Genomic DNA, 14,462 nt, shown 5'->3' with positions numbered 1-14,462 from the left:
CTATGCACCAGACGCAGGCCAATTAGTCTTTGGTCTATTTGCTCTGCGCCGAGAACATTCCGCCCCCTGCACTCACGCCATGGCAGGGGCGGCCCTGATGCGCCATCCTGACACGAACCGGTCCAATCGGCCAGATCAAGGCCGGAATGACCGGAGGGCGGGCGACCTCACGTTTCAGGGAGAACGGGGCCATGTTCGAGACCATGTGCGCCGGGCGCAGAACCTCACGTCCCCTTCCGCGAGGTGACGCATGACAGCCACGACCGAGATCATCGACTTCAAGGTCGAGACGCCCGACGGCGCGGTGCTCCACGCCTTCAAGGAGGGCCATGGCCAGCCGCTGCTGCTCGTCAGCGGGCTGAGCGGCACGGCAACGTTCTGGACGGAGATCGCCGCGACGCTGTCGCGCTCCTTCCAGGTGATCCGCTTCGACCAGCGCGGCATCGGCTCCAGCACGCGCGGCGAAGCGCCCTGCGATATCGAGCTTCTGGCCCGCGACAGCCTGGCGGTCCTCGACGCCGCCGGCATCGAGCGCGCGGTCGTGCTCGGCCATTCCACGGGCGGCTGCATTGCCCAGCGGATCGCCAAGCTCGCTCCGGGGCGCCTCGACGGCCTGATCCTGAGCGCAAGCTGGCTCTCGCCCGGCCGGTTCCTGAGCGCCTTGTTCGGGGCGCGCCGCGCGATCCTCGATGCGGACCCCTACGCCTACGCCGCGATCTCCGTGCTCAGCGGCTATCAGCCGCGCTGGATCGAGCAGAACTGGCATATCTACGACGATGCGCTGGCATCGGCGCCCGTCAGCGAGCAGGCGAGGATTGTGACGCATGAGCGCATCGATGCCCTGCTCGCCTTCGACGGCTCGGCCGATATCGGCTCGCTGATGATGCCGGTGCTGGTGCTAGGCACGCGCGACGACATCGTCGTGCCCGTCTACCATCAGGAAGCGCTTGCCGCCGCCCTGCCCGGCTGCCGGCGCACCATCATGGAGACCGGCGGACATCTCTTCCCGGTCTCGCGCCCGGACGCCTTCACCGCCACCGTCGCGGAGTGGATCGGCGAGCTCTGAGGTGCGCGGCGAAAGGACCCATGCCGCCGCCGCGCGGCTTCGGGTTATGTAAGAATGCCTCCAAGTCGAAAAGACCTGACCATGCGAGCCATTCTCCCGAGCCTCCTCCTTATCCTGCCGTTCCTCAGTCAATCAGCCGCCGCGCAGGACGCCGCGGCGGGCGAACGATCCTTCAACAAATGCCGCGCCTGCCACCAGATCGGCGAGGGCGCGCGCAACCTCGTCGGCCCCGAGCTCAACGGCCTGATCGGCCGGCATTCGGGCGCGGTCGAGGCCTACAGCTATTCCGCCGCCAACAAGAACTCCGGCCTGACCTGGGACGAAACTACCTTCACCGACTACATCAAGGACCCCAGGGCCAAGATCCCGGGCACCAAGATGATCTTCGCCGGCATCAAGGGCGAGAAGGAGATCAACGACCTGATCGCCTTCCTCAAGCAGTTCGACAAGGACGGCAAGAAGCTCTGAATTCCACTGCGGCATCTGCAGATTTGGTCATATCGATAGGCCTGTCGTATCTCCTTCTGCTCGATCCACAGAGGAGATCATGATGGCCGGCCCCGCTGCACGGACGAGACCCCTTTCCGCGTTGCGGGAATTCCTGCACAGCGAGGCCTCCGGCGGCATCGTGCTGATGGCGGTTGCGGCGCTCGCCGTCGTCATCGCCAACTCGCCGGCGGCGCCGTTCTATTTCGCCGCGCTGAAGAGCTATGTGCTCGGCCTTTCGGTGCTGCACTGGATCAACGACGCGCTGATGGCGGTGTTCTTCCTGCTCGTCGGGCTCGAGATCAAGCGCGAGATGCTGGACGGGCAGCTCTCGAGCTGGGGGCGACGGGCGCTGCCCGGCTTCGCCGCGCTCGGCGGCATGGTCGCGCCGGCGCTGATCTATGTCGCCCTCAACCGCGGCGCGCCCGAGAGCCTGCGCGGCTGGGCGATCCCGACAGCCACCGACATCGCCTTCGCGCTCGGCGTGCTCTCGCTGCTGGGGCCGCGCGTGCCGGCCTCGCTCAAGGTCTTCCTGACCGCGCTCGCCATCCTCGACGATCTCGGCGCGGTGATCATCATCGCCGTGTTCTACACCTCCGGGCTGTCGGAGCTGTATCTCGGCCTCGCGGCAGCGGCGCTCGTTGCGCTTGCCGCCCTCAACCGCCTCGGCGTGACGCGGCTCGCGCCCTATCTGCTGCTCGGCATCGCGCTCTGGATCTTCACGCTGAAATCCGGCGTGCATGCGACGCTGGCCGGTGTCGCGCTGGCGCTGACCATCCCGCTCAAGGCCTCCCCGGCCAGGCCCGACGACGCGGGCTCGCCGCTGCACCGGCTGGAGCACGGGCTCCACCCTTATGTCGCCTTTCTGATTATCCCGATCTTCGGCTTCGCCAATGCCGGTCTTCCGTTCAGCGGCCTCGGGCTCGCGACGCTGGCGGAGCCGCTGCCGCTCGGCATCCTGCTCGGCCTGTTCGTCGGCAAGCAGATCGGCATCTTCGGCTTCGGCTGGCTGGCGATCCGGGCCGGGCTCGCCGATCTGCCGGCCAGAGCCTCCTGGGCGCAGTTCTACGGCATCGCCCTGCTCTGCGGCATCGGCTTCACCATGAGCCTGTTCATCGGCCTGCTCGCCTTCCCGGATTCGGAGATGCTTCAGAACCAGACCAAGATGGGCGTGATCGCGGGCTCGCTCATCTCCGGCATCGGCGGCTGGCTGCTTCTGCGGTTCTCCGCCAGCGACGATATGCACAGGAAGCAAGGCTGACGCGTTCACTTTTTCGGCAGAATGCCTCTTCCAATTTTACGCAGCGATGCAATATTTATTCGCTCCGGCGAACATTATGATTCGGAGCCGGACGAATGTGCAGCCAAGAAGGGGCTTCCAGCGTCGATGAAGAAGGCCAAGCGGAAACCGGGGGAGAAGCGGTCGCAGATCGCCGCCATGCCGATCCGCCGTGCCGCCGACGGCTCGACCGAAATCCTGCTCGTGACATCGCGGACGACCCGGCGCTGGATCGTGCCCAAGGGCTGGCCGATGAAGGGGCTGAAGGATCGCGACGCCGCGGCGCGCGAGGCCTATGAGGAGGCCGGCGTGCTCGGCCGCGTCAGCCGCGACCCGGCCGGGCGCTACACCTACTGGAAGCGCATGAGCGACCATTTCGCGCTCTGCGAGGTGAAGCTCTATCTGCTCGAGGTCGAGCAGCAGCTCGACAACTTCGCCGAGCAGCACCAGCGCGACCTGCACTGGTTCAAGCTTGCCGACGCCGCCGACCTGGTCGACGAGCCGGAGCTCAGCACCGCCATCCGCAAGCTGGGAAACACGCCCGCCCTGGCGGCGTAAGGCGCTCCTTTCCAACCGCACATCGGCGTCACGCCCGGCTCGGCTCCCGCGTCATGCCCGGGCTTGGCCCGGGCATCTCCTGACCAGGCGGCTTTGGAGCCTTGTCCGGCCCGTAATTCCCGGGCCTCCCTGCGGTCGCCCGAGAATGACGCGCGTGTTTTCGCTCGCCCGCGCTGCCGCGCGAGCGTTTCGAAATATCGAGGGGCAGCGGAGCGCCGCGAGGCGCGGGGGTATCGGGCCGCTTCCATTGAGCCAGGATGCGGCGCGGAAGGATTGAGCCACCTTCCGCACGCCCCGTGGCGCTCCGCCTATCGGCGTTCTCATCTAGACTTCGGGCCGCGCTTCTACGGCTCTCCGGTTCCGGTCCCGCTCGCCTCGACGCCAGTTCGGCACGGAGCGCGCTGCGCTTCGCTTTGTCTCGTGCATCGGATGATCCCGAAAAGTGGTTTGCACTTCTCGGCCCGATGCCGGCCTCGTCGCGTCTCGGGTTGCAGGACCTTCCCCTTCGAGCCTCCCAGCGAGCTCCTCGCGCAGGGGCCGTAGTACCCCCAGAGCGGTGCCCCGAAGCCTCCCGAGTCTGGCGTGCAAGGCCAGCCGCAGGCGCCGACCCCACCCCACCACACGACATGCCTCCGGATGGCTGCCCCTCGGGGATGAGGTGGGCCGAGGATAGGGGCGACGCGGGAGGGCGGGGATAAGTTTTGCACCCCGGTTTCGCGACATGGAACATCCCTCGCTCGTGCAGGTTACCGCGTTGACGTAAGGTTAGTTATCGTAGAGCCAAAGGCCAGGCGATGCCCGACCAGACGCGCCATGACGCATGGCAGGCCGGCGACAGCTATGATCGCTATATGGGGCGCTGGAGCCGCCAGCTCGCGCCGCGCTTTGTCGACTGGCTGAATCCCCTGCCCGGCTTCGACTGGCTCGACATCGGCTGCGGCACCGGCGCGCTAACCGAGGCGCTGCTGGGCGAGGCCGTGCCGGTCAGCATTGTCGCGATCGACCCTTCCGAAGGCTTTCTGGCGCAGGCGCAGGCGCGCGTGACCGACCGCCGCGTCACCTTCGGGCTCGGCAGCGCCGAGGCGCTGCCGCTGGAGAACGCCAGCGCCGACGCCGCCGGTTCGGCGCTGATGCTCAACTTCGTGCCGGACCGGGGCAAGGCGCTGGCCGAGATGCGGCGCGTCCTGCGGCCGGGCGGGCTCGTCGCCTTCTATGTCTGGGATTATCCGGGCGGCGGCATCCAGTTCATGCGCGCCTTCTGGACCGCCGCGGCGGCGCTCGACCCCAATGCGCGCGAGCTCACCGAGGACAGGCGCTTTCCCTTCTGCACGCAGGAGGGGCTGACCGAGCTTGCCGGCGCCGCGGGGCTGGTCGACATCGCCTGCGAGGCGATCACCGTGCCGACGCTGTTCCGCGATTTCGACGATCTCTGGCAGCCCTTCACCCTCGGCGCCGGCCCGGCGCCCGGCTATTGCGCCAGCCTGCCGCCCGAGGCGCGCGAGCAGCTGCGGCTCAAGCTGCGCGAGAGCCTGCCGATCGCCGCCGACGGCACGATCCCGCTCGAAGCGCGCGCCTGGGCGCTGCAGGCGATCTCGCCCTGAGGCGAGCGGGAGCCGCGTCTTCCGCTCAAGGCTTGCGTAGGGACCGGGACGCGGAATCCCTCTCCCGGACGGGGAGGGGTGAGGGACCGCCCTTGCCGGGAAGGGCATGCCGATACAGCATCCTTTCCGATGACCACGGAACAGCGCCTTTTCGCCCGAAAGCTCCGGACCCGAGCGACGGAAGCCGAGGACATCCTGTGGTCCCTACTCCGCAATCGCCGCCTCGACGGTCTGAAGTTCCGGCGGCAAGTGCCGCTGCTCGGCTACACCGTCGATTTCCTCTGCATCGACCGCAAGCTGGTGGTCGAGCTCGACGGCCGCCAACATGGCTGGGAGCGCGACGACGACACCGCGCGGACCGAGGAGATCGAGCGGCATGGCTTCACGGTCATTCGCTTCGCGAATAGCGAAGTGATCGGAGATCGTGACACGGTCGTTGCCGCGATCCGCAAGGCCTTGCTCATCTGAGTTCCGGAACCGGAACGCCTCTTCCCTTCTCCCGGAGGGAGAAGCTGGCGGAGCGCCGGATGAGGGTGCGCGCTTTCCGTAAAAGGGGCTGCGGCGCCGTTGCGCCTTCATGATCGGCCGCGGTCCCTCCCCCCTGCCCCTCTCACTGATCTCGGGCATGCCCGAGATCAGCACCCGGAGTGTCGAAGTCGGCAACAGCCGACTTCGATGCGGGAGAGGGGTTCCCCGCGCCTCATTCATCGCRCATCGAGGTCGTTAGAGATCGCGCGAGGTGTAGACGAAGGCGGAGGCTATGGCGGGAGGATAAGGCGCAAGAACCGCTACGCCCTTCCCTTCTCCCGGATGGGAGAAGGTGGCGCGGAGCGCCGGATGAGGGTGTGCGCTTTCCACAGGAGGCGCTGCGGCGCCGTTGCGCTTCATGATCAACGGCAGTCCCTCMCCCCTGCCCCTCTCCCATCCGGGAGAGGGGTTCCCCGCGCTTTTTACAGCTCGCAAATTGCTCCAGTATTACGGACTTTTTAGGCGAAGCTTGTCAATAAATCTCTTTTTTAGTGTGAAATACGCGCTGGCATCTCGCTCAACTGTATTACTGTGAATGTGGTCTAGAATATTCCTTTCAGCGAGCTTTGAAAGAATCTTCTTTGCCCGCTGCCATCTTATTCCGCCGAGGCGCATCGCTTCCGTTACATTTATAGTCCCATGTTCGGCGATATGGTTCACGATTCTGCGCTCAAGCTCATCAAGACTGCTTGATAGAGATTCTCCTAAGACACGATAGGCATCACTATCCACAAATTGCTTGCGATGCTCAACATCGTTGCGCAGAGTTACGCGCACAAAGGCCGAAGTAGACGTCGTCTCTTGGAAGACCGGGGCCGGCAATCCAAGTTTTTTCATTGAATCTCGAATTCGTCGCGTCCCCTCGTGCGCACATAGGACAAATTTCAGATAAAACATCGCATCCATCAAGTGATGATTGCGCGGTGAATGCATCTCATAAATATTCTCTGGAGTCACCAGCGGCAAGAATCCACCAGGGCTCTCCACTTCTAATCTATCATCAAACATCTTTATAACGACATGCATATTCTTTAAATTGTAAGATCGATGCACGCATGCATTTACTTCTCGACTGAACCCTCAAAGCGCAGAAAGCGGATCTTGCATCCGGGGACGACCAATTGAGGATCGCGGGCGAAGAGCAACACACAAGCCAAATTGGGTACAAAATTACCAGAATTAAACCGACCCAATCGACGCAATTCAAGAATCTGTTCTGTTGTTAGATCCTCTGGAAGGCCACGCTGATGCCTTACACTTCCGACAAATTGATTTATCAGCTGGATGTTAAATGCATCGGGGTAATTGAGCCTGGACGGCTCACTTTCGATTTCAAGCTGCCCCTTAGCTATCTGCAATTCTCTTTTTTCAGCCTCATTTAACTGCTTCTTTGTCGAGCCGCGCCTTATGAGGCGTCGCCCTTCGTCGTTTCGACAACACGATCCTCTCGATAGAATACATTTATCGCAATAATGTAATCGTCAGATCCATTCTTGTTTTTTAGAGGAACTACTTTACATTGGTAACGAGCGTCGGGACAATATATATCTCCCGCGCGCTGTAACTCATTAATTCTTTCCACTGGGGCGGTCGAGCACCCGGAAATTTGTCCATCATTGTCAACTCCGAGAAGAATCAGTCCTCCTTCGGGAGCTGTATTCGCCCTCATAGAGAAATAATCACCCAAAGCCCTCGGCTGATAATCACAAATTTTTCGTTCTATTCTATGATCTTCTTCAGCGGACGCAGCAATTGCATCCGTCATCCGATCATAGAGATCCCCAACAGAAAGGAGCCTAATGGCGCTAGTACTAGGGAACGTAAAATCAAAACCTAGTTGCTGTGTTTCTTTCAACGTTTTCATCTTTTAGGCGGCGCATCGAGTGACATTCAGGCACTATGCGGCACTTGAGACGAGTCGGAAAGCCCACTTCCAGCGCTACGCCTACCTCCGCCGCCTTCGCTCCCCCGCCCCTTTCGGCCGCGACTCCGGCACCGGGCCCATCTCGTCCAGCGTCGGCTTGCGGGCGCGTGAGGCCAGGGGCTCTGGGGCCGCGCCGCGCTTCGGCCGGCCCTCGCCGCCGCCGAGATTATGCGGACCCATGTCCTCATCCGTGGGCTTGCGGGCGCGGGTCGGCGGCAGGTTGGCGCTGGAGCCGTAGCTGCGCTCGCCCTTGTAGCGGCCGGCGCTGGCCTCGACATCGCTCTGGCGGGCGAGCGGGTCGTCCGAGATCGCCAGCTCCGTCGCCTGCAGGCGCTTGATCTCGTCGCGCAGGCGCGCGGCGGTCTCGAATTCGAGGTCGGCCGCGGCCTCGCGCATGCGCTTCTCGAGATCGGCGATCGCGGCCTTGAGGTTGTGGCCGGAGGCCGGCGCCACCAGCCCCTTGTCGACCGTGACATGGTCGCGCTCATAGACCGAGCCGAGGATGTCGCCGATGGCGCGCTTGATCGTCTGCGGCGTGATGCCGTGCTCTTCGTTATAGGCGACCTGCTTCTCGCGGCGGCGGTTGGTCTCCGCCATCGCCCGCTCCATCGAGCCGGTGATGTGGTCGGCATAGAGGATGACCTTGCCGTCCACGTTTCGCGCGGCGCGGCCGATGGTCTGGATCAGCGAGGTCTCGGAGCGCAGGAAGCCCTCCTTGTCGGCGTCGAGGATGGCGACGAAGCCGCATTCGGGGATGTCGAGGCCCTCGCGCAGCAGGTTGATGCCGACCAGCACGTCGAAGGCGCCGAGCCGCAGATCGCGCAGGATCTCGATGCGCTCGATCGTGTCGATGTCGGAGTGCATGTACCTGACGCGAATGCCGTTCTCATGCAGGTATTCGGTGAGGTCCTCGGCCATGCGCTTGGTCAGCACGGTAACGAGGGTGCGGTAGCCCTTCTCGGTGACCTCCTTGATCTCGTCGAGCAGGTCCGCGACCTGGTGCTTGGCCGGGCGGATCTCGACCGGCGGGTCGATCAGCCCCGTGGGCCGGATGACCTGCTCGGTGAAGACGCCGCCGGTCTGGTTCATCTCCCAGCCGCCGGGCGTGGCCGAGACATGCACCGACTGGGGCCGCATCGCGTCCCATTCCTCGAAGCGCAGCGGCCGGTTGTCCATGCAGGAGGGCAGGCGGAAGCCGTATTCGGCCAGCGTCGCCTTGCGGCGGAAGTCGCCGCGATACATGCCGCCGATCTGCGGCACGGTGACGTGGCTCTCGTCGGTGAATACGAGCGCGTTGTCGGGCAGGTATTCGAACAAGGTCGGCGGCGGCTCGCCCGGCTTGCGGCCGGTGAGATAGCGCGAATAGTTCTCGATGCCGTTGCAGGAGCCGGTGGCCTCGATCATCTCGATGTCGAAGGTGCAGCGCTGGTCGAGACGCTGCGCCTCCAGATAACGGCCCATGCGATTGAGCTCGTCGAGGCGGCCGCGCAGCTCCTCCTTGATCGACTTCACCGCCTGCGTCAGCGTCGGGCGCGGCGTGGTGTAGTGCGAATTGCCGTAGACCTTGATGAATTCGAGCTCGCCGGTTTTTTGTCCCGTTAGGGGATCAAACTCGGATATCGACTCGACCTCGTCGCCGAACAGGCCGATGCGCCAGGCGCGGTCCTCATAGTGCGCCGGGAACAGCTCGATGACGTCGCCGCGTACGCGGAAGGTGCCGCGGGCGAAATCGCCGAGGGTGCGCTTGTATTGCAGGGCGACGAGATCGGCGATGAGCTGGCGCTGCTCGATGCGCTCGCCCAGCTTCACCGAGAAGGTCATCGCCGTATAGGTCTCGACCGAGCCGATACCGTAGATGCAGGAGACGGAGGCGACGATGATCACGTCGTCGCGTTCGAGCAAAGAGCGCGTCGCGGCGTGGCGCATGCGGTCGATCTGCTCGTTGATCGAGGATTCCTTCTCGATATAGGTGTCCGAGCGCGGAACGTAGGCCTCCGGCTGGTAGTAGTCGTAATAGGAGACGAAGTACTCGACCGCGTTGTCGGGGAAGAAGCTCTTGAACTCGCCGTAGAGCTGCGCCGCCAGCGTCTTGTTCGGCGCCAGCACCAGCGCCGGGCGCTGCGTCTTCTCGATGACCTGCGCCATGGTGAAGGTCTTGCCCGAGCCGGTGACGCCGAGCAGCACCTGGTCGCGCTCCTGCCGGCGGATGCCGTCGACGAGATCGGCGATCGCGGTGGGCTGGTCGCCGGCCGGCTCGAACTCCGAATTCATGCGGAAGCGGATGCCGCCTTCCGATTTCTCGGGGCGCGGCGGGCGATGCGGCGTCCAGGCCTTGCCCGGATCGATGAAGGGGCTGCCGGTCTCCAGCAGCGCCTGCAGCGAGGTCGCAGTGGCGGCCGCCGCACCCTCGGCGCCGGCGAAGGCGGAATCGGCCTTCTTCGAGAGCTTCTTCTTCGGCCTGTCATCGCCGTCGCCCGGGCGCGCCTCGGCCTCGTAGCCGGCCTGCGGCGTGTCCTTGAAGCCGGAGGCCCCGCCCGGCACCGCCGTGCCGCGGTTGATCGCGGGGTTCAGCAGATCGGCGAGATAGCCCTCGAGCGGCTTCAGCTCCGGCTTCGACGCCTTGGAGTTCGGCGTGCGGGTGCTGGCCGGCTTCTTCACGGCTTTCGGCTTGGTCGCGGTGGTGTCGGAGCTTTTCGGCATGGCCGCAATATGGGGCGGAACGGCCGGGGATGCGAGGGGGCACGACGCCTCGCGGGCGCGATTGGTGACAGCAGTTGACAGGAGAGGCTTATGCAATCTTAGATTGCATATATGACGATAATACAACCTGGGGAGACGGGCCATGTCGGGGGGCGGGTCCGAGGCGGATGCGGCGGAGGTCGAGGCCTTCATCGCCCGCTGGCGCGTATCGGAAGGGGCGGAGCGCGCGGCCTATGCGCAGTTCCTCAGCGAACTCTGCCGGCTGATCGGCGTCGAGGCGCCGCTGCCGCCGACCAGCGATTCCGACGCGGTGACCTATCGCTTCGAGTACCCCGTGCGCTTCCCGGATGGGCAGGGCGGCTCCACCACGGGACGGATCGACCTCTACCGGAAGGGAGCCTTCGTCCTCGAGGCCAAGCAGAGCCGGCTGAAGGGGCAGGCGAAAGAGGTCCTGCCGGCGCAGGGCGCCCTGCCCTTCGCGGAGCCGGCGGGCCCGCGCGGCCGACGCGGCGCCGACCGGGCCTGGGACGTGCTGATGCTGAATGCAAGGCGCCAGGCGGAGGATTACGCCAAGGCGCTCCCGGCCCCGCATGGCTGGCCGCCCTTCCTGATCGTCTGCGATGTCGGGCACTGCTTCGAATTCTACGCCGACTTCACCGGCCAGGGTAAGAACTACGTCCAGTTCCCGGATCGGCAGAGCTACCGCGTCTACCTCGACGATCTACGGGATGAGGCCGTGCGCAAGCGCCTCGCCGCGATCTGGACCGAGCCGCTCGCGCTCGACCCGGCCCGCCATGCCGCCCGTGTCACCCGCGCCATCGCCGAAAGGCTGGCCGCGGTCTCGAAGGCGCTGGAGCGCGCGCATGACCCCGAGGAGGTCGCGCTCTTCCTGATGCGCTGCCTGTTCACGATGTTCGCCGAGGATGTCGGGCTGATCCGCAAGGACGCCTTCAAGGCGCTGCTGCGCGAGTGCCGCGACGACCCCGCATCCTTCCTGCCGCTGGTCGCGGAACTCTGGCAGGCGATGGACAAGGGCGAATACTCGACCTCCGTGCGCGAGAGGATGAAGCGCTTCAACGGCAAGCTCTACGAGGATGCGAGGGTGTTCGCGCTCGGGCGCGAGGAGATCGGCGAGTTGCTCGCCGCGGCCGAGCATGACTGGAAGGAGGTCGAGCCCGCGATCTTCGGCGCGCTGCTGGAACAGGCGCTGGACCCGGAGGAGCGCGCGCGGCTCGGCGCCCATTACACGCCGCGCGCCTATGTCGAGCGGCTGGTCGTGGAGACCGTCATCGGCCCGCTGCGGGAGGATTGGCGGGCCGTCCTCGGCGCGGCGCAGCAGGCACGCGACGGCGGCGACGCGCGCAAGGCGCTGGCTCTGGTCGAGCAGTTCCACGAGGCGCTTTGCACCACGCGGGTGCTCGATCCGGCCTGCGGGACGGGAAACTTCCTGCACGTCGCGCAGGAGCTGATGAAGAAGCTGGAGGGCGAGGTGCTGGATGCGGCGGGCGAGCTCGGCCGCAACGAGGAGCTGTCGGGCTTCGCCGCCCACCATGTCGGGCCGCATCAATTCCTCGGCATGGAAACCAACCGTCGCGCCGTCGCCATCGCCGATCTCGTACTCTGGATCGGCCATCTGCAATGGCATTTCCGGACCCGTGGCTTCGCACCGCGCGAGCCGATCCTGGAGAAGCTCGACCATATCCATAAGCGCGACGCGGTGCTGTGCTGGGACGGCTGGCCGGTCCCGCAATGGCGCGACGGCAGCGAGGCCTTGCCGAATCCGCGCCGTCCGGAATGGCCGGAGGCCGAGTTCATCGTCGGCAATCCGCCCTTCATCGGCGGCAAGGACCTGCGGAACCGGCTCGGCAGCGTCTATGCCGAGGCGCTTTGGGCGGCGCATCCGCAGATGAACGAGAGCGCCGATTTCGTGATGTATTGGTGGGACCGGGCGGCCGAAGTCCTGACCCGGCCAGGCACGAGGCTCAGGCGTTTCGGCTTCGTCACCACCAACTCGATCACCCAGCTTTTCCAGCGCCGGACCGTGGAGCGGCACCTCAACGGCAAGCGGTCGCTCTCACTCGTCATGGCGATCGCGGATCATCCCTGGATCAAGGTGGGCAAGGACGCAGCCGCGGTGCGCATCGCGATGACGGTGGCGCAAGCCGGACGGTGCCAGGGCAAGCTGTTCGAGGTCGTGTCGGAGTCCGGCCTCGACACCGATCAGCCACAGATCGAACTGAGCGAACGGGAAGGACGGATCAATTCCGATTTGACCATCGGAGTGGACGCCGGCACAGCCGCAGGTCTCCGGGCTAATGCCGCTCTCAGTTCCCGCGGGGTGATGCTGTTCGGGGCCGGTTTTATCGTCAGCGCACAACAGGCGCGCACTTTAGGACTTGGGCGGCGGACGGGATTGGAACATCACATTCGCGCCTATCGAAACGGCCGCGACCTGACCGCTCGCCCTAGAGATGTGATGGTCGTCGACCTTTATGGTCTCAAACCGGACGAGGTCAGGGAGCGCTATCCCGAGGTCTATCAGCACCTGCTCCGAACTGTGAAAGTAGAGCGCGATCGCAACAGAGATGCCGACATCAAAGCGCGCTGGTGGCTATTCGGCCGGACGCGCGATGAAATTCGTCCCGCCCTCGCTCACCTCCAACGCTACATCGCCACGGTGGAGACGGCGAAGCACCGCGTTTTCCAGTTCCTCGACGCGTCGATTCTGCCTGACAACAAACTCATAGCCATTGGCCTTTCAGATGCTTACGCGCTCGGGGTATTATCGTCCTCGATCCACGAAAATTGGTATCTCGCGAGCGCGGGCAAGCTCGGCGTCTACGCCCGCGATGCTGTCTACGTGAAATCGCGCTGCTTCGATCCCTTCCCGTTCCCCGATGCGAGCGATCTTCAGAAGGAGGCCATTCGCCGGCCGGCCGAGGCGCTGGATGGCTTGCGCAAGCAGGTTCTGGCCGATCATCCCGATCTCACCCTGACCAAGCTCTACAATGTGCGCGAGGCGATCCTGGCGGGGCGTGCGCTGACCACAGCTGAGGACGATATTCGCGACCGTGGGCTGGTTTTGATCCTGAACGAATATCATGACGCCATCGATGCGGCCGTGGCAGCTGCCTATGGCTGGCCGGCCGATCTGGGCGAGGAGGAGGTTCTGGCGCGGCTTGTCGCCCTGAACCGCCACAGGACGCAGGAGGAGGCGCGCGGCACCGTGCGCTGGCTCAGGCCGGACTACCAGCGCCCGCGCTTCGGCGGTGCCGGCAAAGGCGGCGAGCAGATCGAGGCGGATGGGCTGGTCGCGGCGCTTCCGGCCAATGCCGGGCGTCCGGTCTTCCCGACCGACCCGGTGGAGCGGGTGGCCAGCGTCTTGTCCGCGCTGGGCTCCGCCCCGGCGGCGCTCGACGCGGCGGCGATCGCCGGCCGCTTCCGGCAGGGCCGCAAGGTGGAGCGCGCGGTGCGCGATATCCTGGTGTCGCTGACACGAGTCGGCGAAATCTCGACCACGGATGGTGGCGTGAGCTTCGTGCGCAGGTTGATGGCCACCGGCTGAGGCTTGGGAGCTTGCTGGGTTCTGACGGAACCACGCCGTCATTCCGGGGCTTCGCGTCGGCGAAGAGCCTGGAACCCATGAACACGGGAACGGACGAGAAGATTCGTCCGGTCGGCGCTCCTTTGATGGGCTGTCATGTTCATGGGTTCCAGGCTCGGGCCTGCAGCCCGCCCCGGAATGACGGCGTGGTTCCGCATAGAACAACGTGCCAGCGGCGTCAGGCGCGCTTCTGCTCCCGGTCGCCGGCCCGCTCCAGCTCGGCCTTCTTGCGCTCGCACCAGTCGCGGCCCTCGTCGCCGCCCCAGAGCAGCCAGGCGATCCAGCCGGCCGAAGGGTTATCCCTGTCGCCGAAGCCCTTGGCCTGACAATCGACCGCGTGACGCGCGAAATAGCTCGCCATGCGCCGGACGGTGTCCTCGCTCAATGTCCGTCGATGGCTGAGGTCGCGGGCGCGCGCGACGCCGATCTGCGTGCCGCCGCGATTGAATTGCTGGCGCAGCCTGAGGCCTTTCGCGGCCGCCTTGGCGACGGCCTCGGGCGGGGTGAGATCGACATGCTTCATTGCAGCCGCTCCAGCTCGGTATGGGATTTGAGCGCGTAGCCACCATGGGCCTGCGTCATGAGATAGGCCGGTTTCGCCTCGGTGGCATTGCGGCGGACACGCGTGCCCTTGATCGTGCGGCTCACCGGCCGGGTGAAGACCTGCTCGACCCGGCCGCGCGCGCGATGAGCGCCCCCAGCGCCATGTGACATCG

Annotated in this window: 12 protein-coding genes; 7 read left to right on the top strand and 5 right to left on the bottom strand. The window is 65.1% G+C overall.

Features of this window, described 5'->3' with window-relative positions; genetic code table 11:
• The first annotated feature begins 250 nt into the window (after positions 1-250).
• The 6 genes from AC1DVA_RS14010 (at position 251) to AC1DVA_RS13985 (ending at position 5,458) form a co-directional block, all read left to right on the top strand.
• Positions 251-1,066: an alpha/beta fold hydrolase gene (locus AC1DVA_RS14010; RefSeq protein ID WP_265051636.1), complete on the top strand. Its 816-nt coding sequence runs from the start codon at positions 251-253 to the stop codon at positions 1,064-1,066.
• Positions 1,067-1,147: 81 nt separating this feature from the next.
• A complete protein-coding gene (locus AC1DVA_RS14005) occupies positions 1,148-1,534 on the top strand; it encodes a c-type cytochrome (protein WP_265051635.1) in 387 nt (128 codons plus the stop codon).
• 82 nt (positions 1,535-1,616) lie between these two features.
• Positions 1,617-2,813, top strand: coding sequence for a Na+/H+ antiporter NhaA (gene nhaA / locus AC1DVA_RS14000; RefSeq protein ID WP_476806240.1), 1,197 nt, complete (start codon positions 1,617-1,619; stop codon positions 2,811-2,813).
• Between the two features lie 126 nt (positions 2,814-2,939).
• Positions 2,940-3,389: an NUDIX hydrolase gene (locus AC1DVA_RS13995; RefSeq protein WP_265051633.1), complete on the top strand. Its 450-nt coding sequence runs from the start codon at positions 2,940-2,942 to the stop codon at positions 3,387-3,389.
• Between the two features lie 794 nt (positions 3,390-4,183).
• Positions 4,184-4,990, top strand: a complete 807-nt coding sequence (locus AC1DVA_RS13990; RefSeq protein WP_265051632.1) for a class I SAM-dependent methyltransferase — start codon at positions 4,184-4,186, stop codon at positions 4,988-4,990.
• A gap of 129 nt (positions 4,991-5,119) precedes the next feature.
• Entirely contained in the window at positions 5,120-5,458 is a 339-nt protein-coding gene (locus tag AC1DVA_RS13985) for an endonuclease domain-containing protein (protein ID WP_476806239.1), read from the top strand.
• A 507-nt stretch (positions 5,459-5,965) separates the two neighbouring features.
• On the opposite strand, the gene AC1DVA_RS13980 is transcribed toward AC1DVA_RS13985, so the two are convergent.
• The 3 genes from AC1DVA_RS13980 to uvrB all read right to left on the bottom strand — a co-directional run bounded on the left by AC1DVA_RS13980 (position 5,966) and on the right by uvrB (position 10,142).
• On the bottom strand, positions 5,966-6,544 hold the full coding sequence (locus AC1DVA_RS13980) for an ATP-binding protein (protein ID WP_476806321.1): 579 nt from the start codon (positions 6,542-6,544) through the stop codon (positions 5,966-5,968).
• Positions 6,545-6,923: 379 nt separating this feature from the next.
• Entirely contained in the window at positions 6,924-7,373 is a 450-nt protein-coding gene (locus tag AC1DVA_RS13975; RefSeq protein WP_476806238.1) for an AlbA family DNA-binding domain-containing protein, read from the bottom strand.
• 90 nt (positions 7,374-7,463) lie between these two features.
• Positions 7,464-10,142 (bottom strand): excinuclease ABC subunit UvrB, encoded by a 2,679-nt coding sequence (uvrB, locus tag AC1DVA_RS13970; protein WP_476806237.1) that lies wholly within the window; start codon positions 10,140-10,142, stop codon positions 7,464-7,466.
• Between the two features lie 142 nt (positions 10,143-10,284).
• Here uvrB and AC1DVA_RS13965 point away from each other — a divergent pair, with 142 nt between their 5' ends.
• On the top strand, positions 10,285-13,707 hold the full coding sequence (locus tag AC1DVA_RS13965) for a class I SAM-dependent DNA methyltransferase (protein ID WP_476806236.1): 3,423 nt from the start codon (positions 10,285-10,287) through the stop codon (positions 13,705-13,707).
• A 217-nt stretch (positions 13,708-13,924) separates the two neighbouring features.
• Here the strand turns inward: AC1DVA_RS13965 and AC1DVA_RS13960 are convergent, their stop codons facing one another.
• Together AC1DVA_RS13960 and AC1DVA_RS13955 are read right to left on the bottom strand one after the other, a co-directional pair.
• Positions 13,925-14,269: a hypothetical protein gene (locus tag AC1DVA_RS13960; protein WP_476806235.1), complete on the bottom strand. Its 345-nt coding sequence runs from the start codon at positions 14,267-14,269 to the stop codon at positions 13,925-13,927.
• Positions 14,266-14,460 (bottom strand): HVA1 family protein, encoded by a 195-nt coding sequence (locus tag AC1DVA_RS13955; protein ID WP_476806234.1) that lies wholly within the window; start codon positions 14,458-14,460, stop codon positions 14,266-14,268. The genes AC1DVA_RS13960 and AC1DVA_RS13955 overlap by 4 nt, the downstream gene beginning before the upstream one ends.
• Between the last annotated feature and the right edge of the window lie 2 nt (positions 14,461-14,462).

Source organism: Allobosea sp. P4_C6, assembly GCF_056402015.1.
The sequence above is the reverse complement of the archived record's forward strand: the minus strand, read 5'-3'. Positions and strand labels throughout refer to the sequence as shown.

Coding starts and splice junctions, on each gene's coding strand:
- AC1DVA_RS13985 (WP_476806239.1), top strand. CDS start 5,120: ATGACCACGGAACAGCGCCTTTTCGCCCGAAAGCTCCGGACCCGAGCG.
- AC1DVA_RS13955 (WP_476806234.1), bottom strand. CDS start 14,460: ATGTCACATGGCGCTGGGGGCGCTCATCGCGCGCGCGGCCGGGTCGAG.
- AC1DVA_RS14010 (WP_265051636.1), top strand. CDS start 251: ATGACAGCCACGACCGAGATCATCGACTTCAAGGTCGAGACGCCCGAC.
- AC1DVA_RS13960 (WP_476806235.1), bottom strand. CDS start 14,269: ATGAAGCATGTCGATCTCACCCCGCCCGAGGCCGTCGCCAAGGCGGCC.
- nhaA (WP_476806240.1), top strand. CDS start 1,617: ATGGCCGGCCCCGCTGCACGGACGAGACCCCTTTCCGCGTTGCGGGAA.
- AC1DVA_RS13980 (WP_476806321.1), bottom strand. CDS start 6,544: ATGCATGTCGTTATAAAGATGTTTGATGATAGATTAGAAGTGGAGAGC.
- AC1DVA_RS14005 (WP_265051635.1), top strand. CDS start 1,148: ATGCGAGCCATTCTCCCGAGCCTCCTCCTTATCCTGCCGTTCCTCAGT.
- AC1DVA_RS13965 (WP_476806236.1), top strand. CDS start 10,285: ATGTCGGGGGGCGGGTCCGAGGCGGATGCGGCGGAGGTCGAGGCCTTC.
- AC1DVA_RS13995 (WP_265051633.1), top strand. CDS start 2,940: ATGAAGAAGGCCAAGCGGAAACCGGGGGAGAAGCGGTCGCAGATCGCC.
- uvrB (WP_476806237.1), bottom strand. CDS start 10,142: ATGCCGAAAAGCTCCGACACCACCGCGACCAAGCCGAAAGCCGTGAAG.
- AC1DVA_RS13990 (WP_265051632.1), top strand. CDS start 4,184: ATGCCCGACCAGACGCGCCATGACGCATGGCAGGCCGGCGACAGCTAT.